At 61.3% G+C, this 26113-nt stretch carries 24 protein-coding genes; 16 read left to right on the top strand and 8 right to left on the bottom strand.

Annotation, left to right across the window (positions count from 1 at the left end; translation table 11 throughout):
• Both garD and PMA3_RS25240 read left to right on the top strand, forming a co-directional pair.
• Window positions 1–1554, top strand: a complete 1554-nt coding sequence (gene garD / locus PMA3_RS25245) for a galactarate dehydratase (protein ID WP_064679743.1) — start codon at window positions 1–3, stop codon at window positions 1552–1554.
• Between the two features lie 212 nt (window positions 1555–1766).
• Complete coding sequence (locus PMA3_RS25240) at window positions 1767–2708, top strand: AEC family transporter (RefSeq protein ID WP_064679742.1); 942 nt, start codon at window positions 1767–1769, stop codon at window positions 2706–2708.
• A gap of 154 nt (window positions 2709–2862) precedes the next feature.
• Here the strand turns inward: PMA3_RS25240 and PMA3_RS25235 are convergent, their stop codons facing one another.
• The 6 genes from PMA3_RS25235 to gatC form a co-directional block, all read right to left on the bottom strand.
• Window positions 2863–3243: a carboxymuconolactone decarboxylase family protein gene (locus PMA3_RS25235; protein ID WP_064679741.1), complete on the bottom strand. Its 381-nt coding sequence runs from the start codon at window positions 3241–3243 to the stop codon at window positions 2863–2865.
• Window positions 3240–4301, bottom strand: coding sequence for a calcium/sodium antiporter (locus PMA3_RS25230; RefSeq protein WP_064679740.1), 1062 nt, complete (start codon window positions 4299–4301; stop codon window positions 3240–3242). The genes PMA3_RS25235 and PMA3_RS25230 overlap by 4 nt, the downstream gene beginning before the upstream one ends.
• Before the next feature lie 50 nt (window positions 4302–4351).
• The gene (locus PMA3_RS25225) at window positions 4352–4723 is read right to left on the bottom strand and encodes a septal ring lytic transglycosylase RlpA family protein (protein ID WP_064679739.1); all 372 of its coding nucleotides are present in this window, start codon (window positions 4721–4723) and stop codon (window positions 4352–4354) included.
• Between the two features lie 179 nt (window positions 4724–4902).
• A complete protein-coding gene (gatB, locus tag PMA3_RS25220; RefSeq protein WP_064679738.1) occupies window positions 4903–6348 on the bottom strand; it encodes an Asp-tRNA(Asn)/Glu-tRNA(Gln) amidotransferase subunit GatB in 1446 nt (481 codons plus the stop codon).
• Window positions 6349–6358: 10 nt separating this feature from the next.
• A complete protein-coding gene (gene gatA, locus PMA3_RS25215; protein WP_064679737.1) occupies window positions 6359–7810 on the bottom strand; it encodes an Asp-tRNA(Asn)/Glu-tRNA(Gln) amidotransferase subunit GatA in 1452 nt (483 codons plus the stop codon).
• Window positions 7811–7826: 16 nt separating this feature from the next.
• Window positions 7827–8114, bottom strand: a complete 288-nt coding sequence (gene gatC, locus PMA3_RS25210) for an Asp-tRNA(Asn)/Glu-tRNA(Gln) amidotransferase subunit GatC (RefSeq protein WP_045061473.1) — start codon at window positions 8112–8114, stop codon at window positions 7827–7829.
• Window positions 8115–8325: 211 nt separating this feature from the next.
• Between gatC and mreB the strand changes: the two genes are divergently transcribed.
• From mreB to tldD, 8 genes are all read left to right on the top strand, one after another.
• A complete protein-coding gene (gene mreB, locus PMA3_RS25205; protein WP_002555108.1) occupies window positions 8326–9363 on the top strand; it encodes a rod shape-determining protein MreB in 1038 nt (345 codons plus the stop codon).
• 137 nt (window positions 9364–9500) lie between these two features.
• A complete protein-coding gene (gene mreC, locus PMA3_RS25200) occupies window positions 9501–10634 on the top strand; it encodes a rod shape-determining protein MreC (RefSeq protein ID WP_082930419.1) in 1134 nt (377 codons plus the stop codon).
• Complete coding sequence (mreD, locus tag PMA3_RS25195) at window positions 10634–11125, top strand: rod shape-determining protein MreD (protein WP_064679735.1); 492 nt, start codon at window positions 10634–10636, stop codon at window positions 11123–11125. Before mreC ends, mreD begins: the two co-directional genes overlap by 1 nt.
• Before the next feature lie 82 nt (window positions 11126–11207).
• Window positions 11208–11804, top strand: coding sequence for a Maf family protein (locus PMA3_RS25190; protein ID WP_064679734.1), 597 nt, complete (start codon window positions 11208–11210; stop codon window positions 11802–11804).
• Window positions 11805–11861: 57 nt separating this feature from the next.
• Window positions 11862–13319 carry a ribonuclease G gene (gene rng / locus PMA3_RS25185; RefSeq protein ID WP_064679733.1) on the top strand — a complete coding sequence of 486 codons (1458 nt, stop codon included), beginning with the start codon at window positions 11862–11864 and terminating at the stop codon, window positions 13317–13319.
• A gap of 75 nt (window positions 13320–13394) precedes the next feature.
• Window positions 13395–17198 carry a YhdP family protein gene (locus PMA3_RS25180; protein WP_064679732.1) on the top strand — a complete coding sequence of 1268 codons (3804 nt, stop codon included), beginning with the start codon at window positions 13395–13397 and terminating at the stop codon, window positions 17196–17198.
• Between the two features lie 183 nt (window positions 17199–17381).
• Window positions 17382–18242 carry a carbon-nitrogen hydrolase family protein gene (locus tag PMA3_RS25170; RefSeq protein WP_064679730.1) on the top strand — a complete coding sequence of 287 codons (861 nt, stop codon included), beginning with the start codon at window positions 17382–17384 and terminating at the stop codon, window positions 18240–18242.
• Between the two features lie 5 nt (window positions 18243–18247).
• On the top strand, window positions 18248–19690 hold the full coding sequence (gene tldD / locus PMA3_RS25165) for a metalloprotease TldD (protein ID WP_064679729.1): 1443 nt from the start codon (window positions 18248–18250) through the stop codon (window positions 19688–19690).
• 48 nt (window positions 19691–19738) lie between these two features.
• Here tldD and yjgA read toward each other — a convergent pair whose 3' ends face one another.
• Window positions 19739–20263, bottom strand: coding sequence for a ribosome biogenesis factor YjgA (gene yjgA / locus PMA3_RS25160; RefSeq protein WP_064679728.1), 525 nt, complete (start codon window positions 20261–20263; stop codon window positions 19739–19741).
• A 107-nt stretch (window positions 20264–20370) separates the two neighbouring features.
• Between yjgA and pmbA the strand changes: the two genes are divergently transcribed.
• From pmbA to PMA3_RS25130, 6 genes are all read left to right on the top strand, one after another.
• Window positions 20371–21717 carry a metalloprotease PmbA gene (gene pmbA / locus PMA3_RS25155; RefSeq protein ID WP_064679727.1) on the top strand — a complete coding sequence of 449 codons (1347 nt, stop codon included), beginning with the start codon at window positions 20371–20373 and terminating at the stop codon, window positions 21715–21717.
• 248 nt (window positions 21718–21965) lie between these two features.
• Window positions 21966–22373, top strand: coding sequence for a hypothetical protein (locus PMA3_RS25150; RefSeq protein WP_064679726.1), 408 nt, complete (start codon window positions 21966–21968; stop codon window positions 22371–22373).
• On the top strand, window positions 22354–23730 hold the full coding sequence (locus PMA3_RS25145; protein WP_064679725.1) for a class II fumarate hydratase: 1377 nt from the start codon (window positions 22354–22356) through the stop codon (window positions 23728–23730). Before PMA3_RS25150 ends, PMA3_RS25145 begins: the two co-directional genes overlap by 20 nt.
• Window positions 23731–23757: 27 nt before the next feature.
• Complete coding sequence (locus PMA3_RS25140; RefSeq protein ID WP_064679724.1) at window positions 23758–24186, top strand: hypothetical protein; 429 nt, start codon at window positions 23758–23760, stop codon at window positions 24184–24186.
• A gap of 2 nt (window positions 24187–24188) precedes the next feature.
• Window positions 24189–24800: a superoxide dismutase gene (locus tag PMA3_RS25135; protein ID WP_064679723.1), complete on the top strand. Its 612-nt coding sequence runs from the start codon at window positions 24189–24191 to the stop codon at window positions 24798–24800.
• A 29-nt stretch (window positions 24801–24829) separates the two neighbouring features.
• Window positions 24830–25723 (top strand): ZIP family metal transporter, encoded by an 894-nt coding sequence (locus tag PMA3_RS25130; protein WP_064679722.1) that lies wholly within the window; start codon window positions 24830–24832, stop codon window positions 25721–25723.
• A 108-nt stretch (window positions 25724–25831) separates the two neighbouring features.
• Here PMA3_RS25130 and PMA3_RS25125 read toward each other — a convergent pair whose 3' ends face one another.
• The gene (locus PMA3_RS25125) at window positions 25832–26107 is read right to left on the bottom strand and encodes an HPr family phosphocarrier protein (RefSeq protein ID WP_064679721.1); all 276 of its coding nucleotides are present in this window, start codon (window positions 26105–26107) and stop codon (window positions 25832–25834) included.
• Window positions 26108–26113 lie beyond the last annotated feature (6 nt).

Here is a 26113-nt window from a genome sequence, read left to right as displayed (position 1 = left end):
ATGCAGTTGATTGAACATTCCGACTCGCCGCGCTACATCCGCCTGCACGAGCGGGACAACGTGGTCATCGTGGTCAACGATCAGGGGGTGCCCGCCGGCACCGAGTTTCCGGACGGCCTGGTCACCCTGGACTTTGTGCCGCAGAGCCACAAGGTCACCCTTGAGGATATTCCCGAGGGTGGTCAGGTGATTCGTTACGGCCAGACCATTGGCTACGCATTACAACCGATTCCACGCGGCAGTTGGGTCAAGGAAGATCAACTGCGCATGCCGACCGCGCCACCACTGGACAGCTTGCCGCTGTCCACCGAGGTGCCGGCGGCACAGGCGCCGCTGGAGGGTTTTACGTTCGAGGGGTATCGCAACGCCGACGGCACTGTCGGCACGCGCAACATCCTCGGCATTACCACCACCGTGCAGTGCGTCACTGGTGTGCTGGACCACGCGGTCAAGCGCATCAAGGACGAATTGCTGCCCAAGTACCCGAACGTCGATGACGTGGTGGCACTGACCCACAGCTACGGCTGCGGTGTGGCGATTACCGCGACGGACGCGTACATCCCGATCCGCACCGTACGCAACCTGGCGCGCAACCCGAACCTGGGTGGCGAAGCCTTGGTCATCGGCCTGGGTTGCGAAAAATTGCAGGCCGGGCAGGTGATGCACGAGAACGACAGTTCGGTGGACTTGAGCGAACCGTGGCTGTATCGCTTGCAGGATTCCAGTCATGGCTTCACCGAGATGATCGAGCAGATCATGGAACTGGCCGAGGCCCGCTTGAAGAAGCTCGATCAACGTCGCCGGGAAACCGTGCCGGCGTCCGAGCTGATCCTCGGCATGCAATGCGGCGGCAGCGATGCCTTTTCCGGGATCACTGCCAACCCGGCGCTGGGTTATGCCTCGGACCTGTTGCTGCGGGCTGGCGCGACGGTGATGTTTTCCGAAGTCACCGAAGTCCGCGACGCAATTTACCTGCTGACGTCCCGCGCCGAAACCGAGGAAGTGGCCCAGGAACTGGTGCGGGAAATGGACTGGTACGACCGTTACCTGGCCAAGGGTGAAGCTGATCGCAGTGCCAACACTACGCCTGGGAACAAGAAGGGCGGGTTGTCGAACATTGTCGAGAAATCGTTGGGCTCGATCGTCAAATCCGGCAGCAGCGCGATCAATGGGGTGCTTGGCCCTGGGGAGCGTTTCAAGCGCAAAGGGCTGATTTTCTGTGCGACACCGGCCAGTGATTTTGTCTGCGGAACCTTGCAGCTGGCGGCGGGGATGAACTTGCATGTGTTCACTACCGGTCGCGGCACGCCCTATGGTTTGGCGATGGCGCCGGTGGTGAAAGTCTCGACCCGGACCGAACTGGCGCAGCGCTGGCCGGACCTGATCGACATCGATGCCGGACGGATCGCGACCGGGCGGGCTTCGATCGAGGACCTTGGGTGGGAGTTGTTCCACTACTACCTGGATGTGGCCAGCGGCAAAAAGCAGACGTGGGCGGAGCGGCACAAGCTGCATAACGACATCACCTTGTTCAACCCTGCGCCTATCACCTGATACCCCGTTATTGTTCTTCGCGGGCAAGTCGGATCGCCGCACCGCTCGCTCCTACAGGTCCGTGTCGTACGTATTTGCGCGAACGACTTGAAACTGTAGGAGCGAGCGGTGCGGCGATCCGACTTGCCCGCGAAGGCGTTCTACCAGACGCCAACGTCCTCCGTGGCTTATCATTAGCCCCCTACCGACGCCCACCCAAGGTTACCCCCGGCATGCTGGCTATCTTCCTCGAAACCCTGAACATCACCGCGCCGGTGTTTGCCATGCTGTTTCTGGGGGTGCTGCTCAAGCGCATCGACTGGATCAACGACAACTTCATCCACACCGCATCGGCCCTGGTGTTCAATGTCACCATGCCGGCGCTGTTGTTCCTGGGCATCCTGCACGCCGACCTGCACGCCGCATTGCAACCGGCGCTGCTGATCTACTTCTCTATCGCCACCCTGGTCTGTTTCGCCATTGCCTGGGGCTGGGCGATCTGGAAATGCCCGCGGGAAGACCGGGGGATCTACACCCAGGGCGCGTTTCGCGGCAACAACGGTGTCATCGGCCTGGCGCTGGCAGCGAGCATGTACGGTGACTACGGGATTTCCCTCGGAGCGATTCTCGCGGCACTGGTGATCCTGTTCTACAACACGCTTTCGACCATCGTGCTGGCGGTGTACAGCCCGGTGATCAAGTCGGACCCATGGAGCATCTTTAAAAGCGTGATGATCAATCCGCTGATCATCAGCGTGTTTGCGGCGGCACCGTTCGCCTACTTCAACATCGGCTTGCCGGGATGGCTGGAGAAGTCCGGCCAGTACCTGGCGCAGACCACGTTGCCCTTGGCGCTGATCTGCATCGGCGGCACCCTGTCGCTGGCGGCAATGCGCAAAAGCGGCTCGATGGCGCTGAGTTCAAGCCTGGTGAAGATGATCAGCCTGCCGATCCTGGCGACGCTGGGAGCCTGGCTCTGGGGTTTTCGCGGTGCGGAGCTGGGGATTCTGTTCCTGTACTTCGGCAGCCCGACCGCCGCGGCCAGCTTTGTCATGGCCCGTCAGGCCAATGGCAATCATGAACTGGCCGCCGCGATCATCGTGATCACCACCTTGATGGCGGCGGTCACCACCAACGTAGGGATCTTTTTGTTGCAGTGGGGTGGGTGGATCTAGCTTCTGGATTTGTTGTGTTTTATCGGGCCTCTTCGCGAGCAAGCCCGCTCCCACATTTGATCTCCACCAACACAAAATTTGGGTACGACTCGGTCAAATGTGGGAGCGGGCTTGCTCGCGAAGACGGCCGAACGATCACCACCAATACCGACGATTACTCCGGCTTCTTGTAGCTATCAATCACTTCCTGCGCCGCCCGAAACGCATCGATCGCCGCCGGCACGCCGGCATACACCGCGCAATGCAGCAGCGCTTCGCGAATCTCTTCCACAGTGCAGCCGTTGTTCAGCGCACCGCGCACGTGGCCTTTCAATTCCTGCGGGCACTTCAACGCTGTCAGCGCGGCAAGGGTGATGAGGCTGCGGGTTTTCAGTGGCAGACCTTCGCGGTTCCAGACGCTGCCCCAGGCGTGCTCGTTGACGAAATCCTGCAGGGGCTGGGTGAACTCGGTGGCATTGCCCAGCGCACGGTCGACGAAAGCGTCGCCCATCACTTGGCGGCGGACTTCAACGCCAGGCTTTTTATTTTCGGTCATGGCAATTCCCTCTTGTGGTGTTGGCGACGCCAGGCGCGCAGCGACGTGAACAGCAAATACGCCACCAGTGCCGGCAGGACAAAAAACAGCATCAGGTGTTCGAGCTTGCCTGCCAGCGGCATGCCGGTGGTGAATGACACCACATGCAGGCCGTACGCCAGGTACAGCCCCAGAAACAGCAGGCCTTCGGCCCGTGTCATCCGGTAGCCGGAATAGAACACCGGCAGGCACAGCGCTGCGACGCCGAGCATGACCGGCAAATCGAAATCCAGGGCATTGGGCGACACCGACAGCGGTGACGGCGCGACCAGTGCGGTAAAACCGAGCACACCCAGAAGATTGAACAGGTTGCTGCCGACCACGTTGCCCACGGCGATCTCCCGTTCTCCGCGCAACGCCGCGATCAACGAGGTGGCCAGTTCCGGCAGGGAAGTGCTGACGGCAACGATGGTCAGGCCGATGATCCGCTCGGAAAGCCCCAGATCGGTGGCGACCGACACCGCGGCGCCCAACAGCAAGTGCCCGGCGTATATCAGCATCCCCAGCCCGACGGCGATCATCATCAGGCTGCTGAACCAGGGGGCCTGCACCACATCTTGGGCAGACGACTGCGGGCGGGCCGAATGCCGCGACTGGCGCAGCAGCAAGCCCAGATACAGCACAAGCGCTGCCAGCAGCAGCACGCCGTCGACCCGGGTCAGTTCTTCATTCCACGCCAATATGAACACCAGCAGGCTGGCGCCGATCATCAGCGCAATATCCAGGTGCACCAGTTGCCGCGATACCCGTAGCGGGATTATCAGCGCCGAGAGCCCGAGGGTGACGAGGATGTTGAAGATGCTGCTGCCAATAACGCTGCCGACAGCGATGTCGGCGTTTTGCGCCAGGGTCGCCTGCAGGCTGACTGCCATCTGCGGTGCGCTGCTGCCGAGGGCGACGATGGTCAGGCCGATGATCAACGGTCGAACATGCAACCGTGCGGCGAGGCGCACGGCGGCGCGCACCATCAGTTCGGCACCGGCGATCAGTAACAACAGGCCGCTGAGCAGTTCAATCACGCTGAGCAGGGGTAAATCGGCAAGTCCGAAGATGGTCGAGGCTCCGTCGGTCAGTCGAGGGCTTGCACGCGAACCCGTGCGGTGCCGCTTCTGAGCATACCCAGTCGCTCGGCGGCCTCGTGTGAAACATCGATCAAGCGCCCGCGGGTATGTGGCCCGCGATCGTTGATGCGCACCACACAGGACTTGTCGTTATTCAGGTTCGTGACCTTCACCCGTGTACCAAAGGGTAGCTGGCGGTGGGCGGCGGTCAGGGAATTTTTGTTGAAACGCTCGCCACTGGCGGTGCGTTTGCCTTGGTGTCTGGCGCCGTACCAGGAGGCGGTGCCGGTCTTGTCGTAGCCGTGGGGGTCGATGATGTCGGTGCTGGAACAACCGGCCAGCAGGGAGAGCAGTGCGCAGGCGCTGAGTAGACGCTTCATTCAATGGTTTCCCAAAACAAATGTGGGAGCGGCGGTGCGACGATTCGACTTGCTCGCGAAGAGGCCATCACATTCAACATCAATGTTGAATGTCACACCGCTTTCGCGAGCAAGTCGAATCGTCGCACCGCCGCTCCCACAGGGATTTGAGCCAGTTTTGAATGCTGGCTCCATGCACATCAGCCTTCGAGCTTGCTTTTCAGCAGTTCATTGACCTGTTGCGGGTTGGCTTTGCCTTTGGACGCTTTCATCGCCTGGCCGACGAAGAAGCCGAACATCTTGCCGCGTTTGGCTTCGTCTGCCGCGCGGTACTGCTCGACCTGTTCGGCATTGGCCGCGAGCATCTCGTCCAGCACTGCCGAGATGGCGCCGCTGTCGGTTACTTGCTTGAGGCCGCGCTTGTCGATGATCTCGTCCGCGCTGCCTTCGCCGTTGGCCATGGCTTCAAACACCACCTTGGCGATTTTGCCGGAGATGGTGTTGTCCTTGATGCGCAGCAGCATGCCGCCCAGTTGCTCGGCCGAGACCGGCGACTGGTCGATGTCCAGGCTTTGTTTGTTCAACAGGCTGCCCAGCTCGACCATCACCCAGTTGGCCGCCAGCTTGGCGTCGCCACTGATGCTCACGACTTTCTCGAAGTAATCGGCTTGCTCGCGGCTGGTGGCCAGGACGCTGGCGTCGTAGACCGACAGGCCGAACTGCGCCTGGAAGCGCTCGCGTTTCTGCGGTGGCAATTCCGGCAGGGTGGCGCGCACGTCGTCGAGGAACGAGTTTTCAATGACCACCGGCAACAGGTCCGGATCGGGGAAGTAACGGTAGTCGTTGGCTTCCTCCTTGCTGCGCATCGGACGGGTTTCGTCCTTGTTCGGATCGTACAGGCGGGTCTGCTGGATCACTTTGCCGCCGTCTTCGATCAGCTCGATCTGACGCTGCACTTCGGTGTTGATCGCCTTCTCGATGAAGCGGAACGAGTTGACGTTCTTGATCTCGCAGCGCGTGCCGAATTCAACCTGGCCTTTCGGACGGATCGACACGTTGCAGTCGCAGCGCAGCGAGCCTTCGGCCATGTTGCCGTCGCAGATGCCCAGGTAGCGCACCAGCGCGTGGACAGCCTTGACGTAAGCCACGGCTTCCTTGGCGCTGCGCATGTCCGGCTCGGAAACGATTTCCAGCAGGGGCGTGCCGGCGCGGTTCAGGTCGATGCCGGTGGCGCCGGTGAACTCTTCGTGCAGGCTCTTGCCAGCGTCTTCTTCAAGGTGCGCGCGAGTGATGCCGACGCGTTTGACCGTACCGTCTTCCAGGGCGATATCCAGGTGGCCCTTGCCAACGATCGGCAACTCCATCTGGCTGATCTGGTAGCCCTTGGGCAGGTCCGGGTAGAAGTAGTTCTTGCGGGCGAACACGTTGTGCTGGCCGATCTCGGCATCGATGGCCAGGCCGAACATCACCGCCATGCGCACCGCTTCCTGGTTCAGCACCGGCAGTACACCGGGCATGCCCAGGTCGACCAGGCTGGCCTGGGTGTTCGGCTCGGAACCGAAGGTGGTGGAACTACCGGAAAAGATTTTCGACCGGGTAGTGAGCTGGGTATGAATCTCCAGCCCGATCACGACTTCCCATTGCATGTGTTTCTCCTCAGAAGCCGGTTGGGGTACGGGTGTGCCAGTCAGTGTTCTGCTGATACTGATGGGCAACGTTCAACAGGCGACCTTCCTGGAAATACGGGGCGAGCAACTGCACGCCGACCGGCAGGCCATCGACGAAACCTGCGGGCATGGACAGGCCCGGCAGGCCGGCGAGGTTGGCGGTGATGGTGTAGACGTCTTCCAGGTACGCAGAAACCGGGTCGCTGTTCTTGGCACCGAGCTTCCAGGCCGGGTTTGGCGTGGTCGGGCCGAGGATGATATCGACCTCGGTGAAGGCGGCCATGAAGTCGTTCTTCACCAGGCGGCGGATCTTCTGCGCCTTCAGGTAGTAGGCGTCGTAGTAACCGGCCGACAGGGCATAGGCACCGACCATGATCCGGCGTTGCACTTCCGGGCCGAAACCTTCACCGCGGGAGCGCTTGTACAGGTCGATCAGGTTTTTCGGGTTTTCGCAGCGGTAGCCGAAGCGCACGCCGTCGAAACGCGACAGGTTGGAAGAGGCTTCTGCCGGGGCGATCACGTAGTACGCAGGAATGGCGTGCTGCATGTTCGGCAGGCTGATTTCCTTGACCACGGCGCCGAGCTTTTTCAGTTCTTCGACGCTGGCCATGACCAGATCGGCGATACGCGAGTCGAGACCGGCGCTGAAGTATTCCTTCGGGACGCCGATGCGCAGGCCATTCAGCGAACCGTTGAGGCTGGCGCTGTAATCCGGCACGGGCTCGTCGATGCTGGTGGAGTCCTGCGGGTCGAAGCCGGCCATGCCTTGCAACAATATCGCGCAGTCTTCGGCGGTACGGGCGAGCGGGCCGCCCTGATCGAGACTGGAAGCGTAAGCGATCATGCCCCAGCGCGAAACACGACCGTACGTCGGTTTCAGGCCGGTCAGGTTGGTGAATGCGGCGGGTTGACGGATCGAGCCGCCGGTATCGGTCGCGGTGGCGGCCGGCAGCAGGCGAGCGGCAACGGCGGCGGCCGAACCCCCCGACGAACCACCGGGCACGTGCTCCAGGTTCCACGGGTTTTTCACCGCGCCGTAGTAGCTCGACTCGTTGGCCGAACCCATGGCGAACTCGTCCATGTTGGTCTTGCCCAGGGTCACCGCGCCGGCAGCGGCCAGTTTGGCCACCACGGTGGCGTCGTACGGCGCCTTGAAGTTATCGAGCATCTTCGAGCCGCAACTGGTGCGGATGCCCTGGGTGCAGAACAGGTCTTTATGGGCGATCGGCGCGCCGAGCAGGGCACCGTTCTCGCCATTGGCCCGGCGGGCGTCAGCGGCTTTAGCCTGCTGGAGCGCCAGGTCTTCGGTGAGGCTGATGAAGCTGTTGAGCTGTGGATCGAGCTGGGTGATGCGCGCCAGCAGGGCCTTGGTCAGCTCTTCGGAAGAAAACTTTTTGTCGGCGAGACCGCGGGCGATCTCGGCCAGAGTCAATTGATGCATTGCAGGCTCTTTCCCTTTAGTCGATGACTTTCGGAACCAGGTACAGGCCGTTTTCGACCGCTGGTGCGATGGACTGGTAGGCCTCGCGATGATCGGTCTCGGTCACGACGTCTGCGCGCAGGCGCTGGCTGGCTTCCAGTGGATGGGCAAGCGGCTCGATACCGTCAGTATTGACCGCCTGCATTTCGTCGACCAGCCCGAGAATGCTGTTCAGGGCCGAAGTGATGTGTGGAAGATCGGCATCATTGAGGCCAAGGCAGGCCAGATGAGCGATTTTTTCCACGTCGGAGCGTTCAAGCGCCATGGGAATCTCCAGTGGAAAACAGAACGGACGGCGTCCGTGTGTTAGATTGGTCGGAACACTACCGCATTTCTACGGTCATATGGCCGCGATTGTGGGGCTTGGTGCACGGAAAAGCGGCCAATTTAACATATTGGCGCCTTGCCCAAAATCCCTGTCGTTGTTAGAGTTTGCCGCACTTTTTTACCCACGCGTTGCCTAGGGTCCTTTCCCCATGTTCAAGAAACTGCGTGGCATGTTTTCCAGCGATCTCTCCATTGACCTGGGCACTGCCAACACCCTTATTTACGTGCGCGAGCGCGGAATCGTTCTGAATGAGCCATCGGTTGTGGCCATTCGGACACACGGTAACCAGAAAAGTGTCGTTGCCGTTGGCACCGAGGCCAAGCGCATGCTGGGCCGTACGCCAGGTAACATTGCTGCCATTCGTCCGATGAAAGACGGCGTGATCGCTGACTTCAGTGTCTGTGAAAAGATGCTGCAATATTTTATCAACAAAGTTCACGAAAACAGTTTTTTGCAGCCCAGCCCTCGTGTACTGATTTGCGTCCCGTGCAAATCCACCCAGGTTGAGCGTCGTGCCATCCGTGAATCGGCCCTCGGTGCCGGTGCCCGTGAAGTCTTCCTGATCGAAGAGCCGATGGCGGCTGCGATCGGTGCCGGTCTGCCGGTTGAAGAAGCTCGCGGCTCGATGGTTGTCGATATCGGTGGCGGTACCACCGAAATCGCGCTGATCTCCCTGAACGGTGTGGTTTACGCCGAATCCGTACGGGTTGGCGGCGACCGCTTCGACGAAGCGATCATCACCTACGTGCGTCGCAACTACGGCAGCCTGATCGGCGAGTCCACCGCCGAGCGCATCAAACAGGAAATCGGTACCGCCTACCCGGGCGGCGAAGTTCGTGAAGTCGACGTTCGCGGCCGTAACCTGGCCGAAGGCGTTCCACGGGCATTCACCCTGAACTCCAATGAAGTGCTGGAAGCGCTGCAAGAGTCCCTGGCCACCATCGTTCAGGCGGTCAAAAGTGCGCTGGAGCAATCGCCGCCGGAACTGGCTTCCGATATCGCCGAGCGTGGCCTGGTACTGACCGGTGGTGGCGCCTTGCTGCGCGACCTCGACAAGTTGCTGGCCCAGGAAACCGGTCTGCCAGTGATCGTTGCCGAAGACCCGCTGACCTGTGTCGCTCGCGGCGGTGGCCGAGCCTTGGAAATGATGGATAAACACACCATGGACCTGCTTTCCAGCGAGTGATATCGCCGGTTGCATCTATGCTGTTGGCGCGCAGGCAGCACTTTGCAGTGCTGCCTGTTGCGTTTATCTTCTGTCAGTCTGCATCCAGGCCGGTCTGCCTATGAATAACGAGAACATTTGCCTGGGAGGAGCGGCTTATTAAACCGCTTTTCACCAAAGGGCCTTCACTGGGCGTGCGCTTGTTGGTGCTGGTCGTGCTATCGGTCGCGCTGATGGTGTTCGATGCCCGCTTCACACTGCTCAAGCCGGTGCGTAGCCAGATGTCGCTGGTGCTGATGCAGTCTTACTGGATCACCGACCTGCCGCAGCGGCTATGGCAAGGTGTGGCCAGCCAGTTTGGCAGCCGTACCGAACTCGTCGCGGAAAACGAAAAGCTCAAGACCGAAAACCTGTTGTTGCAGGGCCGCATGCAAAAGCTTGCCGCCTTGACCGAGCAGAACGTGCGGCTGCGCGAGTTGCTCAACTCCTCTGCACTGGTCAACGAGAAGGTCGAAGTGGCCGAGCTGATCGGCATGGACCCCAACCCCTTCACCCACCGCATCATCATCAACAAGGGTGAGCGCGACGGTGTGGTGCTGGGTCAGCCGGTGCTCGACGCCCGCGGCCTGATGGGCCAGGTGGTCGAATTGATGCCCTACACCTCCCGCGTGCTGCTGCTGACCGACACCACCCACAGCATCCCGGTGCAGGTGAACCGCAACGGCCTGCGGGCGATTGCCAGCGGCACCGGCAACCCGGAGCGCCTGGAGCTGCGTCACGTGGCCGACACGGCCGACATCAAGGAAGGCGACCTGCTGGTCAGCTCGGGTCTCGGCCAGCGTTTCCCGGCGGGTTACCCGGTGGCCACGGTCAGGGAAGTGATCCACGATTCAGGCCAGCCGTTCGCCATTGTTCGCGCCGTGCCGACCGCCGCCTTGAACCGCAGCCGTTATCTGTTGTTGGTATTCACGGATAGCCGCACGGCCGAAGAACGCGCCAACGATGCCGCCCAGGCCCAGGAAGCACTGGATCAGCACGGCGGTGGACCGATCATTCCTGCGACCGTGCCCAGACCTGCAGCTGTGATCCCGGCCGCCGTCGCTGCTCCAGCCGCTCCGGTTGCCCCGGCGACCGCGCCTGCTGCCGCGACCACCCCGGCCAAACCTGTCGCCGCCAAACCTGCCGCCACCAAGCCGCCCGCCGCCAAGCCACCGACGGCTCAGCCCGCTGCCGTGAGGCCTGCCGCCAAACCGCCTGTCTCCGCGCCGGCCACCCCTGGGGGAAGAGAATAATGGTCGGTATTACCGCCTCCCGAAACGGCTGGATAGTCTGGCTGACGTTTGCCATCGGCCTGCTGCTCAGCGTTTCGCCGTTGCCGCAATTCATGGAAATCCTGCGCCCCTTGTGGCTCGCCTTGCTGCTGGCATTCTGGGCGTTGGCATTGCCGCAGAAAGTCGGCATGGTGACCGCATGGTGCCTGGGCCTGGCCGAAGACGTGCTCTATGGCACGCTGCTGGGCCAGAATGCGTTGATCCTGACGCTCATCACGTACCTGGTGCTGGCGCTGCAACAACGCCTGCGGATGTTCCCGATGTGGCAGCAGAGCCTGGTGATCCTGGTGATCTTCGGCCTCGCGCAGCTGGTTCAATTATGGCTCAGCGCCCTGACCGGCAATCGTCAGCCAACGCTGGCGCTGGTCTTGCCGGCACTGGTCAGTGCGTTGCTCTGGCCTTGGGTCAGCTACGGTTTGCGCGGATTGCGTCGACGTTACAGAATCAATTGATTCGGTCAGGCATCGGCCCGTACCGGTGCCCTGCCAAGGAACAGTATGTGTGCGGCAGGGCGCTAAACAGGGAGATGTCTTGATGAAACAGCTGTACCTCGCCTCTGGCTCGCCGCGTCGGCGTGAACTGCTCACGCAGATCGGCGTGCCGTTCTCCGCCATCAGTGCGGACATCGATGAAACCCCTTTGAATCCTGAGTCGCCATCGGCCTATGTCGAACGCCTCGCGCGTGGCAAGGCCGAAGCCGGGCGCCGGCTGGTGGTGTCCGATGCAGATTTTTGCGTGCTGGGTGCCGATACCGCCGTGGTGCTCGATGGGAAAATTCTTGGCAAACCAGTGGACGAAGCTGACGCGTGCGCCATGCTTATGATGTTGGCAGGCCAGGACCATGAAGTGCTGACCGCCATTGCCGTGCTTGACGGTGAGCGTTGCGAGTCACGGGTTGTGCGCAGTCTGGTGCGTTTTCGCCCCATCAGTCGCGAGGAAGCAGCGGCCTACTGGGCCAGCGGCGAACCGCGGGACAAGGCGGGCGGTTATGGCATTCAAGGGCTGGGCGCGGTGTTTGTCGCCCAACTGAATGGAAGCTATTCGGCGGTGGTCGGATTGCCGCTGTGCGAAACCTCGGAGCTGCTCGGCCATTTCGGCATACCCTGTTGGCAAACCCTTAACGCGCGCTGAGCGTCGTACTGACAAGATGCGGCCATTATCGTGAATATGCCTGAACGAGACCCTGCCATGAGTGAAGAGATCCTGATCAACATCACGCCGATGGAATCGCGCGTGGCGGTGGTTGAAAACGGTGTCCTGCAAGAGGTTCACGTCGAACGCACGCAAAAGCGCGGCATCGTCGGCAACATTTACAAAGGCAAGGTCGTGCGGGTATTGCCCGGCATGCAGGCGGCTTTCGTCGATATCGGCCTGGACCGCGCGGCGTTCATTCACGCTTCGGAAATTTCCCTGCGCGAAGGCCCGACGGTCGAGAGCATCAGCGCGCTGGTCCATGAAGGCCAAAGCCTGGTGGTGCAAGTCACCAAGGACCCGATCGGCTCCAAAGGCGCACGCCTGACGACTCAGCTGTCGATTCCATCGCGTTATCTGGTGTACATGCCGCGCACTGCCCACGTTGGCATTTCGCTGAAGATCGAAGACGAAGCCGAGCGCGACCGCCTCAAGCAAGTAGTCACCGATTGCGTAGCCGCGGAGGGCATCAAGGAAGCCGGTGGGTTCATCCTGCGCACCGCCGCCGAGGGTGCCGGTGCCGATGAAATCCTCATGGACATCCGCTACCTGCGCCGGCTCTGGGACCAGATCAACGACCAGATCAAGACCATCAGCGCGCCGAGTGTGATTTACGAAGACCTGGGCCTGGCGCTGCGCACCTTGCGTGACCTGGTCAGCCCGAAGATCGAGAAGATCCGCATCGATTCCCGCGAGACCTTCCAGAAAACCACGCAGTTCGTCGCCGAACTGATGCCGGAAATCGCCGATCGCCTGGAGCATTACCCAGGCGAGCGGCCGATCTTCGACCTGTACGGTGTCGAAGACGAAATCCAGAAGGCCCTTGAGCGTAAAGTGCCGCTCAAGTCCGGCGGCTACCTGGTGGTGGATCCGGCGGAAGCCATGAGCACCATTGACGTCAACACCGGGGCCTTCGTCGGTCATCGCAACCTCGAAGAAACCATCTTCAAGACCAACCTCGAAGCCGCCACCGCTATCGCCCGTCAGCTGCGCCTGCGCAATCTGGGCGGGATCATCATCATTGACTTCATCGACATGGAAGACGAAGAGCACCAGCGTCAGGTACTGCGCACCCTGGAGAAACAGCTGGAGCGCGATCACGCCAAGACCAACATCATCGGTATCACCGAGTTGGGCCTGGTGCAGATGACCCGCAAGCGTACCCGCGAAAGCCTGGAGCAAGTGCTGTGCGAACCCTGCAGCAGCTGCCAGGGCCGTGGCAAGCTGAAGACGCCGGAAACCGTTTGCTACGAAATTTTCCGCGAAATCCTCCGCGAGGCGCGCGCCTATCAGGCCGAAGGCTATCGTGTATTGGCGAACCAGAAAGTCGTCGACCGTTTGCTCGATGAGGAGTCGGGCAATGTCGCCGAGCTGGAAGGTTTTATCGGACGCACCATTCGGTTCCAGGTGGAAACCATGTATTCCCAGGAACAATACGACGTGGTGCTGCTCTGAATCGCTGTGTTTCAACCCGACTAGAACAGCTGGCCTCAGCTTTTTGCATTGTTACTGCCATGGGAGCCAACTGACATGGACCGTCTGACACGCATACTGGCCGCACTGACCCGCTGGGGTCTGGGCCTGTGCGCGTTGGTCCTGGTGCTGATGGCGCTCTATGTCAGTCTTGGCCGGGAATTGACACCCCTGGTGGCCGAATACCGGGCCGACGTCGAAACCAAAGCGGCGGCGGCCTTGGGCATGCCGCTGCATATCGGCGAACTGGAAGGCAACTGGAGCGGCTTCGCGCCGGTTCTGCTCGCTCACGATGTAATGGTCGGCGAGGGCGCCAATGCCCTGCGCCTGGATCAGGTGCGCGCGGTGCCGGATCTCTGGGCCAGCCTGCTGGCACGGGAAGTGCGCATCGCTCACCTGGAACTCAATGGCCTGAAGATCAGCCTCAAGGAAGGCGCAGACGGCCACTGGGCGCTGGAAGGCCTGCCGGTACAGCAGGATCAGCCGCTTGATCCGCAGCAGCTGCTCAATCGCATGCAAATGGTCCAGCAGCTGTCGGTGCTCGACAGCCAGATCACCTTGCAGTCACTGGATCAGCCACCGCTGACCCTGACTTACGTCGGCTTGAACCTGAAAACCGGCGCCTACCGCCAGCGACTCGACGCCCGCCTGACCCTGCCCGACGGTCAGCCGGTGGCCATGAGCCTGCGCACGCGTATCCGCGCCAGCGAGTGGAAGGACGGCGGGGCGGATGCCTACCTGAGCCTGCCGCAAAGCGACTGGTCGAAATGGCTGCCGGAGCGCCTCACCCAGCAGTGGAATTTCTCCGAGATCAAGGCGGGCGGCGAGCTTTGGCTGAACTGGAACAAGGGTGCCCTGCAAAGCGCTGCAGTGCGTTTGAATGCCCCGCAACTCAAGGGCGCCTACGCCGAGCGCAAGCCGATCCAGATCAACAATCTGGCGCTCAACGGTTATTTCCAGCGCAGTGCCGAAGGCTTCCTCGCGAGCCTGGATTCCCTGGCCATGAACCTTGGTGAAACACGCTGGGAATCGCGCTTGCAGCTCAGGGGGAGCGCGGCCACCGACAAGACTGAAGAGCTCTGGCATCTACAGGCCGACCGCCTCGACCTCACCGCGCTCACGCCTCTGCTGAATGCCTTGGGGCCGCTGCCCCAAGGTGTTTCCACGGCGGTGGAGCGGCTGAAGGTGACCGGTGGCTTGCGCAATGTACTGATCGATTTCCGGCCCAACGCCACCGACGACAGCAAGTTCAGCTTTGCCGCCAACCTGGACCGGGTCGGCTTCGACGCCTATCACGGCGCGCCGGCGGCGCGTAACGTCAGCGGCAGTATCAGCGGTGACCTTGGTCGCGGTGAGTTGCGCATGGACAGCAAGGATTTTTCCCTGCACCTGGACCCGATCTTCGCCAAGCCCTGGCAATACCTCCAGGCCAACGCAACCTTGAACTGGAAGCTTGATAAAGAAGGCTTCACCCTGATTGCGCCCTATCTCAAGGTGCTGGGCGAAGAGGGCAAGATCGCCGGCGATTTCCTGATCCGCCTGCATTTCGATCGCACGCAGGAAGATTATATGGACCTGCGGGTCGGCCTGGTGGACGGCGATGGCAAGTACACCGCCAAGTACTTGCCGACAATGCTCAGCCCGGCGCTGGACGAATGGCTGCGTACGGCGATTCTCAAAGGCGCAGTGGACCAGGGCTTCTTCCAGTATCAGGGTTCGTTGAACAAGGGCGCGGCGGACGCGGATCGCAGCATCAGCCTGTTCTTCAAGGTGCACGATGCCGAACTGGCCTTCCAGCCAGGCTGGCCACATGTCAGCAAGGTCACGGGTGACGTGTTCGTCGAAGACAGCGGCGTGCGCATCCTGGCCAGCAAGGGCCAGTTGCTCGACACCCAGGTTCGCGACATCTACGTCAATATTCCCCACGTGGCGAGCGGTAAAACCAGCCGCTTGTTTCTCGACGGCGCGTTCGCCGGCGGGTTGGGCGATGGCCTGAAAATTCTTCAGCAAGCACCGATCGGCACGGCCCAGACCTTTGCCGGCTGGGAAGGCGAGGGCGATCTGCAGGGCAAGCTGAAGCTGGACATTCCGTTGGCCAAAGGCGAGCAGCCGAAGATCCTCGTCGACTTCAAGACCGCCAAGGCCCGCCTCAAGCTGGCCGAGCCGACCCTGGAACTGACCCAGCTCAAGGGCGACTTCCGTTTCGACAGCGCCAGGGGCTTGAGCGGGCAGAACATCACCGCCCGCGCCTTCGACAAACCGGTCAGCGCCCAGATTTTCGCCGATGGCAGCCCGGGCAACCTCAAGACCCGTGTGGCCGCCTCGGGTCAGGTCGAGGTCAAGAAACTCACGGACTGGTTGAGCGTCACCCAGCCGTTGCCGGTGTCCGGCCTGATTCCCTATCAGCTGCAATTGAATCTTGAGGGTGACAACAGTCAATTGATGGTCAGTTCCAGTCTCAGGGGCGTGGCGCTCGATTTGCCCGCGCCGTTCGGCCTGGCCGCCGATGTGGGGCGTGACACTACCTTTCGTATGACGTTGCAAGGTCCGGAGCGGCGCTACTGGGTCAACCATGGCCAGCTGGCCAACTTCACCTTTGCGGCGCCGCCCGGCAATTTTGCCGACGGTCGCGGTGAGTTGATCCTCGGTGGCGGCAGTGCCGTGCTGCCCGTTGCCAAAGGCCTGCGAGTGCGTGGCGCGCTGGCGGAGCTGGATGTCGGCCCGTGGAAGGATCTGCTGGACAAATACGCCGGCCAGGATCCGGGCGGTAACGCCAAACAGTTGCTCAGTAGCGTGGATTTAAAGGTCGGCAAGCTCAGCGGGGTCGGTACCACCCTGGATCAGGCTGACATTCAGCTGAACCGCAAACCGAGCGCGTGGGCCTTGCAACTCGACAGTCAGCAGGTCAAAGGGGGCGCCAGCGTTCCCGATGCCAAAGCCGCGCCGATTGCGGTCAATCTGCAATACGTGCGTTTACCCGCGCCGGATCCGACAGTGCTGGCTGACGAAAACTCGCCTGATCCGCTGGCAGCGGTAGACCCGACGAAAATCCCGGCGCTGGATATCATCATCAATCAACTGTTCCAGGGCAAGGATCTGGTGGGCGGCTGGTCGCTGAAAGTGCGTCCGACTGCCAAGGGCATCGCCTTCAATACGCTGGACCTGGGCCTCAAGGGCATCCTCCTGCAAGGTAGCGGTGGCTGGGAAGGCATTCCCGGTTCCAGCAGCAGCTGGTTCAAAGGCCGGGCCAGCGGCAAGAACCTCGCCGATGTGCTCAAAGGCTGGGGCTTTGCACCGAGCGTCACCAGTGAAAATTTCCATATGGACGTCGACGGTCGCTGGCCTGGTTCGCCGGCGTGGCTGGCCACCAAGCGCTTTTCCGGAACCCTGGATGCTTCGCTGAATAAAGGTCAGTTCGTTGAGGTCGAGGGCAGCGCACAGGCGTTGCGGGTCTTTGGCCTGCTCAATTTCAACTCCATTGGCCGCCGTCTGCGCCTGGACTTTTCCGACCTGTTTGGCAAAGGCCTGAGTTACGACCGCGTCAAAGGCCTGCTGGTGGCGACCAACGGCGTGTACGTCACCCGTGAACCCATCCGGTTGACCGGTCCGTCGAGCAATATTGAACTCAACGGCACCCTGGACCTGGTAGGGGACAGGGTGGATGCCAAGCTGCTGGTGACCTTGCCGGTGACCAACAACTTGCCGATTGCCGCACTGATCGTTGGCGCACCGGCCATTGGCGGAGCGCTGTTCCTGATCGACAAGCTGATCGGTGATCGGGTGGCGCGTTTTGCCAGTGTGCAGTACAGCGTCAAAGGGCCGTGGAAAGATCCGAAAATCACCTTCGACAAGCCGTTTTGAAATCACGTCCCTGGCTCGATGGAGTAGCATGGCCGAAGCGACGCAATCCCTGTAGGAGCGAGCTTGCTCGCGAAAAACGTGAGGACAACGCGTTTGTTCAGATAACACGCGTCATCGTTCACGTCCATCGCGAGCAAGCTCGCTCCTACAGGTATGCGTTGATTCCAGATCAGGAAAAAAACCATGTCTGTAGCGGTAATTCAAATGGTCAGCCAGAGCGATGTGCTGGCCAATCTGGCCCGGGCCCGTCATCTGCTTGAACAAGCGGCGACCGGTGGCGCAAAGCTGGCCGTGCTGCCGGAAAACTTCGCCGCCATGGGCCGCCGCGACGTTGCCGACATCGGCCGCGCCGAGGCCATGGGCGAAGGGCCGATCCTGCCATGGTTGAAACAGACCGCACGCGACCTCAACTTATGGATAGTGGCCGGCACATTGCCGCTGCCGCCTGTGGATCAACCGACGGCGAAAGTGCACGCCTGCTCGTTGCTGGTGAACGACTGCGGCGAAACGGTGGCGCGCTACGACAAGCTGCATCTGTTCGACGTGGATGTGGCGGATAATCGTGGGCGTTATCGCGAATCCGATGACTATGCTTATGGCAGTGGTGTGGTGGTGGCGGACACACCCGTCGGTCGAGTCGGCCTGACGGTGTGTTACGACTTGCGATTTCCAGAGCTGTACAGTGAATTGCGTGCCGCCGGCGCGGAGTTGATTACCGCGCCGTCGGCCTTTACCGCGGTGACGGGCGCGGCCCATTGGGAGGTGCTGATTCGCGCACGGGCCATCGAGACTCAATGTTATGTGCTCGCGGCCGCCCAGGGTGGGACCCATCCGGGGCCGCGGGAAACCTGGGGGCATGCCGCCATCATCGACCCTTGGGGGCGAGTGCTGGCACAACAGGATCAAGGCGAGGCCGTGCTGCTGGCCGAACGCGATAGCAGCGAACAGGCGTCCATCAGGGCGCGGATGCCGGTGTCCAGTCACCGGCGCTTTTTCTCGCAGGGCGCACAGCGACCTGCCCGGAACGACGAATTTAAGGCGTAAAGCATATGAGCGAGTTGTTGTCCTCAGTCAGTGAACACCTCCTGGCGCCCGGTGGCGTAACGATCGAGAGCCTGCAAGGGGTGCTCGGCGACCTGGCCGGTCCAGGCATCGATGCGGCCGACCTGTATTTCCAGGGGCAGATTTCCGAGTCCTGGGCGCTGGAAGACGGCATCGTCAAGGAAGGCAGTTTCAACCTCGACCAAGGTGTCGGCGTGCGGGCGCAATCGGGTGAAAAAACCGGTTTTGCCTACAGTAATGCAATCACCCTGGAAGCCCTGGGTGCGGCGGCACGCGCAGCGCGCTCGATCTCCCGCGCCGGTCAGAACGGCACGGTACAGGCGTTCACCACCCAGGACGTTGCCCAGTTGTACGGGCCGGACAACCCACTGGAAGTGCTGACCCGCGCCGAGAAAGTCGAGTTGCTCAAGCGCATCGACGTCGCGACCCGCGCTCTCGATCCGCGCATCCAGCAAGTGACCGTCAGCATGGCCGGCGTTTGGGAACGCATTCTGGTGGCGTCCACCGACGGTGGCCTGGCGGCGGATGTGCGGCCGCTGGTGCGCTTCAACGTCAGCGTGATCGTCGAGCAGAACGGTCGCCGCGAGCGCGGCGGTCATGGCGGTGGCGGGCGTACCGACTACCGTTATTTTCTCGCCGAAGACCGTGCCATGAGCTACGCCCGTGAGGCGCTGCGCCAGGCACTGGTCAACCTTGAAGCCATTCCGGCGCCGGCCGGGACCTTGCCGGTGGTGCTGGGCTCGGGCTGGTCCGGCGTGCTGCTGCACGAAGCGGTCGGGCACGGTCTGGAAGGCGATTTCAACCGCAAGGGCAGCTCTGCCTATAGCGGGCGCATGGGCGAGATGGTTGCCTCCAAGCTCTGCACCATCGTCGATGACGGCACGCTGGCCGGCCGTCGCGGTTCGCTGAGCGTCGACGATGAAGGCACCCCGACCGAGTGCACCACGCTGATCGAAAACGGCGTGCTCAAAGGCTACATGCAAGACAAGCTCAACTCCCGCCTGATGGGCGTGGCCCGCACCGGTAACGGTCGCCGTGAATCCTACGCGCACCTGCCGATGCCGCGCATGACCAACACCTACATGCTGGCGGGCGAAAGCGACCCGGCGGAAATCATCGCCTCGGTGAAGAAGGGCATCTACTGCGCCAACCTCGGCGGCGGCCAGGTCGACATCACCAGTGGCAAGTTCGTGTTTTCCACCAGCGAAGCCTATTTGATCGAAGACGGCAAGATTACCGCTCCGGTCAAAGGCGCGACCTTGATCGGTAACGGCCCGGAAGCGATGAGCAAGGTGTCGATGGTCGGTAACGACCTGGCGCTGGACAGCGGTGTGGGGACATGTGGCAAGGATGGGCAGTCGGTGCCGGTGGGTGTCGGCCAGCCAACGCTGAAAATCGATGCGATCACTGTGGGTGGCACAGGATCGTAAGAAATGGAGCTTCGGGTGAGTTGCGTGGCAACTCACCCGATTCGGGACTTAACGCAGGCCGCGTTGAGTCTCGTCCAGCTCACGGATGTACTTGAAGATTTTACGGCTCGATGCCGGTGGCTTGTTGGTCGCCAGTTCGTGCTGGGCCTGACGGATCAGGGAGCGCAATTGCTGACGATCAGCCTCCGGGTAGTCGAGTACGAACTTCTCCAGGACGCCGTCGTCGCCTGCGATCAAGCGATCGCGCCAGCGTTCCAGGCCATGGAAACGTTCGTTGTACTGTCGAGTGGAGGCATCGAGTTGATCGAGCAGAGTCAGAATGGCGTCAGTGTCCTGATCGCGCATCAGTTTGCCGATGAACATGAGGTGCCGTTTACGCGCGATATTCGCGGTGTGCTTGGGCGCATCGGCCAGGGCCCGGCGCATGGCGTCGGTCAACGGCAGTTTTGCCAGCAAGTCAGGCTTGAGCGTTGTAAGGCGCTCGCCGAGGTCAACCAGAGCATGCAGCTCGCGTTTGACCTGGGATTTGCTTTTTTCTCCCGTATCGAGGGAGTCGTCGTAAGAATCAACCATGGTGGCCGTCCGCAAAGAAACGCCGCCATGATAACCAGTCGGGGGCCGCTTGTCCGGCCCGGTCGCTCGAAGGCCTTACCGAAAGCAGAATTTGAGTGGAGAACAGCATGAGTGCAGTTGAAAGCGTCGGCCCACAAGCGTTGCCGGCACTGCAAGAACAAGTCGAGCAGATCATCGCTGAAGCCAAGCGCCAGGGTGCCAGTGCCTGTGAAGTGGCGGTGTCCCTGGAGCAGGGCCTGTCCACGACCGTGCGCCAGCGTGAAGTCGAAACCGTCGAATTCAACCGCGACCAGGGTTTTGGCATCACGCTGTATGTCGGCCAGCGCAAAGGTTCGGCGAGTACCTCGGCCAGTGGCCCTGAGGCGATTCGCGAAACCGTTGCCGCGGCGCTGGCCATCGCTAAACACACCTCGGAAGACGAAGCCGCGGGCCTGGCCGATGCCGCGCTGATGGCCAAGGACCTGCATGATTTCGACCTGTTCCACCAGTGGGACATCACCCCGGAACAAGCCATCGAGATGGCCTTGACCTGTGAAGCGGCGGCGTTTGCCGCCGACAGCCGGATCAGGAACGCCGATGGCACCAGCCTCAGTACCCACCAAGGTTGCCGCGTGTACGGCAACAGTCATGGGTTTGTCGGTGGTTACGCATCGACTCGTCACAGCCTCAGCTGCGTCATGATCGCCGAGGCCGACGGTCAAATGCAGCGCGATTACTGGTACGACGTGAACCGCCAGGGCAACCTGCTGGCCGACCCGGTGAGCATCGGCCAGCATGCCGCGCAGCGGGCGGCGAGCCGTCTTGGCGCCCGCCCGGTGCCCACCTGCGAAGTGCCGGTGCTGTTTTCCGCGGAGCTGGCCGGTGGTTTGTTCGGCAGTTTCCTCTCGGCGATTTCCGGCGGCAGCCTGTACCGCAAATCGTCCTTCCTCGAGGGCACGCTGGGGCAGAAACTGTTCCCCGAATGGCTGACCATCGATGAGCGTCCGCACTTGATGCGCGCGCTGGGCAGCGCGGCGTTCGATGGTGATGGCCTGGCGACCTATGCCAAGCCGTTCGTCGAAAAAGGCGAGTTGGTGTCCTATATCCTGGGCACCTATTCCGGGCGCAAGCTCGGTATGCCGAGCACCGCCAACGCCGGCGGCGTGCACAACCTGTTCGTCACCCATGGCGACGAGGATCAGGCTGCCCTGCTGCGGCGCATGGGGCGTGGCCTGCTGGTGACCGAACTGATGGGGCAGGGCCTGAACATGGTCACCGGCGATTACTCCCGTGGTGCGGCCGGTTACTGGGTCGAAAACGGCGAAATTCAGTTTGCGGTCCAGGAAGTGACCATTGCCGGCAATATGCGCGACATGTTCAAGCAGATCGTCGCGGTGGGTAATGACCTGGAGCTGCGCAGCAATATTCGCACCGGGTCGGTGTTGATCGAGAAGATGATGGTGGCGGGTAGCTAAACCCCGGCCGCTACACAAAAAGGCGCGCCACCCAATCGGGTGGCGCGCCTTTTTTTATATGCATTGCACAAGTCCCCTGTGGGAGCGGGCTTGCTAGCGAAAGCGGAGTGTCAGTCGACATCATTGTTGAATGTTAAACCGCTTTCGCGAGCAAGCCCGCTCCCACATGGATCAGTGCCTATCTCTGGGGTTGTGTTGGTTCTCATTATTATCTAATAATAAATCTCATTACCGAACGGGCCCGGATCATGAGTTCTGCCTTGCACGAGCAGCCTTACCTCGAAAGCTGGCGCTGGATGAGTCGCCAGATCCGTTGCGCGATGGACCCCGACGAGCCACGCCTGATCGATCACTACCTGGCTGAAGGCCGGTACCTGGCGTGTTGCACGGCGACTTCAGCCTGGACCATCGCCGAAACTTCCTTGCGCTTATTGCTCGACACCGCCGCCGACGTCGCGCTGCCGTGGCACTGGCGCACCTATTGCCTGGATCAGGCCTGGCGTCCGCTGCGCGAACTGGAGCGTCTCTCGCTGTGCAAATGCCGCCTCAAGCGCTGGCAGAGCTACACCTGGCAACTGGCGACCTGCGAGTTGCACCCCTCGATTCCTCTTATAGAACTGATGCAAGGATTTTCAGATGACCAAGACACGTATTGAGCGCGACAGCATGGGCGAACTCCAGGTCCCGGTAGACGCGCTCTACGGCGCGCAGACCCAACGGGCGGTGGACAACTTCCCTGTCAGCGGCAAGCCGATGCCGGTGCAATTCATCCGTGCGTTGATTCTGGCCAAGGCTGCCGCCGCCCGGGCCAACGTCGAGCTCAAGCAAATCAGCGCGTCCCAGGGCCAGGCCATTGTCGATGCGGCCCAAAGCCTGCTCGAAGGGGACTTCATGCAGCACTTCCCCGTGGACATCTTCCAGACCGGCTCCGGCACCAGTTCCAACATGAACGCTAACGAAGTGATCGCCACCCTGGCCAGCCGTCTGCTCGGCGAGCCGGTGAACCCTAACGATCATGTCAATTGCGGCCAGAGCAGCAACGACATTATCCCGACCACCATCCATGTCAGCGCGGCGCTGGCGTTGCACGAGCAATTGCTCCCCGCGCTGGTGCATCTGGTGCAGGTGATCGAGTGCAAGGCCGAGGAGGTTCATCACCATGTCAAAACCGGGCGCACGCACTTGATGGACGCCATGCCCGTGCGCATGAGCCAGGTGCTCAACGGTTGGGCGCAACAGCTCAAGGCGAACATTGGCCATCTGCAGGACCTGCTGCCGAGCCTGCAATCCCTGGCTCAGGGCGGCACGGCGGTGGGCACCGGGATCAATGCACATCCGCAGTTTGCGGCGCGTTTCAGTCAACAACTGACCCGCCTGACCCAGGTGCAGTTCACGCCGGGCAAGGACCTGTTTGCGCTGATCGGCTCCCAGGACACCGCGGTTGCAGTGTCCGGGCAGCTTAAAGCCACGGCAGTCTCGCTGATGAAAATCGCCAACGACCTGCGCTGGATGAACTCCGGCCCTCTGGCCGGTCTCGGCGAGATCGAGCTCGAGGCCTTGCAGCCGGGTTCTTCGATCATGCCGGGCAAGGTCAATCCGGTGATCCCGGAAGCCACCGCCATGGTAGCCGCGCAAGTCATCGGCAACGACACCGTCATCACCATTGCCGGTCAGTCGGGCAATTTCGAACTGAACGTGATGCTGCCGATCATCGCCCAGAACCTGCTGAGCAGCATCGAGTTGCTGGCCAATTCCAGCCGTCTGTTGGGTGACAAGGCCATTGCCAGCTTCAAGGTCAACGAGGCCCGGATCAAGGAAGCGCTGTCCCGCAACCCGATTCTGGTCACCGCACTCAACCCGATCATTGGGTACCAAAAAGCCGCCGAGATTGCCAAGAAGGCCTATCAGCAGGGGCGACCGGTGATCGATGTCGCCCTGGAGCACACCGACCTCACTCGTAGCCAGCTTGAGGTTTTGCTTGATCCGGAAAAACTCACCGCAGGCGGCGTGTAGTCACCGCCAACGCTTTGGAGGCTCGTCATGGAGCACTGGAAACGCACGATCGAAAGAGCAAATCGCTGTTTCATGCTGGGCGAACTGGTCGATGCCCGCGAAGCTTACTTGCAGGCATTGGCCCTGGCCCAGGTGTTGTTCGAGCGCTGGGCGGATGCCGATGAAGCGGTGGCGGCCTGCGTGATTTCCCACCACAACCTGGCAGACCTGCATCTGCGGCTGAACCAGCCGGAGGAGAGCGCCGAGTATTTGTGCGCCATCCATCAGCGGTTATTGCAGACCATGCAGGACCCGCGCCTGGCGCCGGCCTTGCGTGAAGCGGCATTGCGACAGAGCAGCAAGACCTACGTCGAACTGCTGAATTTCATCAGCGAGCACGGCGAGTACCCGCGTACCCATCGTTTGCTGCACATGGATGCGGCCTCGCCTGCACCTCTTCATCATGGAGTCCATTGAACATGGCTTTTACCCTGCCTGCCTTGCCCTACGCCTACGATGCCCTGGAACCGCACATCGATGCGCAGACCATGGAAATCCACTACACCAAGCACCACCAGACCTACATCAACAACCTCAATGCCGCAGTGGAAGGCACCGAGTACGCCGAGTGGCCGGTGGAGAAACTGGTGGCAAGCATCCAGCAGCTGCCGGAAAAACTGCGCGCGGCGGTGATCAATCAGGGCGGCGGCCACGCCAATCATTCGTTGTTCTGGGAAGTGATGGCGCCTCACGGCGGTGGTCACCCCGAAGGTGCGCTGGCCAAGGCGATCGATCAGCAACTGGGTGGCCTGGACAGCTTCAAGGAGGCCTTTACCAAAGCCGCACTGACCCGATTCGGCAGCGGCTGGGCATGGCTCAGCGTCACGCCGCAACAGACACTGATCGTTGAAAGCAGTGGCAATCAGGACAGCCCGTTGATGAACGGCAATACGCCGATTCTCGGCCTCGACGTCTGGGAGCACGCCTATTACCTGCAATACCAGAACCGCCGCCCGGAATACATCAATGCGTTCTACAACGTGATCAATTGGCCAGAAGTCAGCGCGCGCTATCAAGCTGCACTGGTTTGAGTCTTCTATAAAATCTTCCAAGGCTGATTATGGGCACTGAAACACTGGCGATCGGAAACGGACGAATGTTTCGTTACGCGCTGGGATCGCTGTTACTGCTGGCGGGCATGACCTTGTTGGGTGCCCAGGGGCTGGTTTGGCTGGAGCTGGAACCGAAACTGATGCGTGCGCTGCAAGGCGGGGCAATCTGTGCCCTGGGCACGGCTTTGGGCGCGGTGCCGGTGTTGGTGATTCGACGCATGCCCCAGACTGTCAGCGATACGCTGCTGGGCTTCGGAGCCGGGGTAATGCTCGCGGCGACGGCGTTTTCACTGATCGTTCCGGGGATCACCGCCGCGGAAAACCTGGGGCTGACACCTTGGGCAGCCAGCGGCATGATCAGTTTCGGCATCATGCTCGGTGCGTTAGGGTTGTTCCTGGTGGATCGCAAGGTGTCCGGTGCGTCGTCGGAAATGCTCGTGGGTACCGTCGAACATCCGGTGATTCCACCGCGAATCTGGCTGTTCGTGTTTGCCATCATTGCCCACAACATTCCGGAAGGCATGGCAGTGGGCGTCTCGGCCGGTGGCGGGATGCCAGAGGCCGACAGCCTGGCCATGGGCATCGCCTTGCAGGATGTGCCGGAAGGGCTGGTGATTGCATTGGTGTTGGCCGGGGCGGGGATGTCCCGGGTCAAGGCATTCCTGATTGGCGCGGCGTCAGGGTTGGTCGAGCCGGTCTTTGCGCTGTTGTGCGCCTGGCTGGTCAGCCTGGCCGAGATGCTGTTGCCGTTGGGCTTGGCGTTGGCGGCGGGGGCAATGCTGTTGGTGGTGACCCATGAAGTCATTCCCGAGTCGCGTCGACACGGTCATGACAAGCTGGCCAGTCTTGGATTGTTGATCGGGTTTTGTTTGATGATGGTGATGGATACGGCTTTGGCGTAATACGGCCTGTGTAGGAGCGAGGCTTGCCCGCGAATGCCGTTACGCAGTGGAACTGATGAACCGTGTCATCGTTCTTCGCGGGCAAGCCTCGCTCCTACAAGGGCGAGTTTACTCACCTTCGTCGAAGTAGTTATTGATCAGCGACACCAGCGCATTCAGCGCCTCATCGGCCTGCTCGCCTTCGGTACTCAAATGAATCCTGGTGCCCTTGCCAGCCGCGAGCATCATCATCGCCATGATGCTTTTGCCATCGACTACCGAGTCCGGGGTGCGTCCCACCCTGATCGTGCAATCCTTGAACTGACCGGCAACCCCGACAAATTTGGCGGAAGCACGGGCGTGCAGGCCCAGCTTGTTGATGATTTCGATTTCCAGAGCAGGCATCGCGAT

This window comes from Pseudomonas silesiensis (assembly GCF_001661075.1).
GTDB classification, from domain to species: domain Bacteria; phylum Pseudomonadota; class Gammaproteobacteria; order Pseudomonadales; family Pseudomonadaceae; genus Aquipseudomonas; species Aquipseudomonas silesiensis.
This window is presented reverse-complemented; position numbering and strand designations above follow the sequence as displayed.

Coding starts and splice junctions, on each gene's coding strand:
- gatC (WP_045061473.1), bottom strand. CDS start 8,114: ATGGCGCTTGAACGCTCCGACGTGGAAAAAATCGCTCATCTGGCCTGC.
- PMA3_RS25240 (WP_064679742.1), top strand. CDS start 1,767: ATGCTGGCTATCTTCCTCGAAACCCTGAACATCACCGCGCCGGTGTTT.
- PMA3_RS25140 (WP_064679724.1), top strand. CDS start 23,758: ATGGAGCACTGGAAACGCACGATCGAAAGAGCAAATCGCTGTTTCATG.
- gatB (WP_064679738.1), bottom strand. CDS start 6,348: ATGCAATGGGAAGTCGTGATCGGGCTGGAGATTCATACCCAGCTCACT.
- tldD (WP_064679729.1), top strand. CDS start 18,248: ATGAGCGAGTTGTTGTCCTCAGTCAGTGAACACCTCCTGGCGCCCGGT.
- mreD (WP_064679735.1), top strand. CDS start 10,634: ATGGTCGGTATTACCGCCTCCCGAAACGGCTGGATAGTCTGGCTGACG.
- garD (WP_064679743.1), top strand. CDS start 1: ATGCAGTTGATTGAACATTCCGACTCGCCGCGCTACATCCGCCTGCAC.
- PMA3_RS25180 (WP_064679732.1), top strand. CDS start 13,395: ATGGACCGTCTGACACGCATACTGGCCGCACTGACCCGCTGGGGTCTG.
- mreB (WP_002555108.1), top strand. CDS start 8,326: ATGTTCAAGAAACTGCGTGGCATGTTTTCCAGCGATCTCTCCATTGAC.
- PMA3_RS25150 (WP_064679726.1), top strand. CDS start 21,966: ATGAGTTCTGCCTTGCACGAGCAGCCTTACCTCGAAAGCTGGCGCTGG.
- PMA3_RS25130 (WP_064679722.1), top strand. CDS start 24,830: ATGGGCACTGAAACACTGGCGATCGGAAACGGACGAATGTTTCGTTAC.
- PMA3_RS25170 (WP_064679730.1), top strand. CDS start 17,382: ATGTCTGTAGCGGTAATTCAAATGGTCAGCCAGAGCGATGTGCTGGCC.
- rng (WP_064679733.1), top strand. CDS start 11,862: ATGAGTGAAGAGATCCTGATCAACATCACGCCGATGGAATCGCGCGTG.
- gatA (WP_064679737.1), bottom strand. CDS start 7,810: ATGCATCAATTGACTCTGGCCGAGATCGCCCGCGGTCTCGCCGACAAA.
- PMA3_RS25225 (WP_064679739.1), bottom strand. CDS start 4,723: ATGAAGCGTCTACTCAGCGCCTGCGCACTGCTCTCCCTGCTGGCCGGT.
- PMA3_RS25235 (WP_064679741.1), bottom strand. CDS start 3,243: ATGACCGAAAATAAAAAGCCTGGCGTTGAAGTCCGCCGCCAAGTGATG.
- PMA3_RS25125 (WP_064679721.1), bottom strand. CDS start 26,107: ATGCCTGCTCTGGAAATCGAAATCATCAACAAGCTGGGCCTGCACGCC.
- PMA3_RS25145 (WP_064679725.1), top strand. CDS start 22,354: ATGACCAAGACACGTATTGAGCGCGACAGCATGGGCGAACTCCAGGTC.
- PMA3_RS25135 (WP_064679723.1), top strand. CDS start 24,189: ATGGCTTTTACCCTGCCTGCCTTGCCCTACGCCTACGATGCCCTGGAA.
- pmbA (WP_064679727.1), top strand. CDS start 20,371: ATGAGTGCAGTTGAAAGCGTCGGCCCACAAGCGTTGCCGGCACTGCAA.
- yjgA (WP_064679728.1), bottom strand. CDS start 20,263: ATGGTTGATTCTTACGACGACTCCCTCGATACGGGAGAAAAAAGCAAA.
- PMA3_RS25190 (WP_064679734.1), top strand. CDS start 11,208: ATGAAACAGCTGTACCTCGCCTCTGGCTCGCCGCGTCGGCGTGAACTG.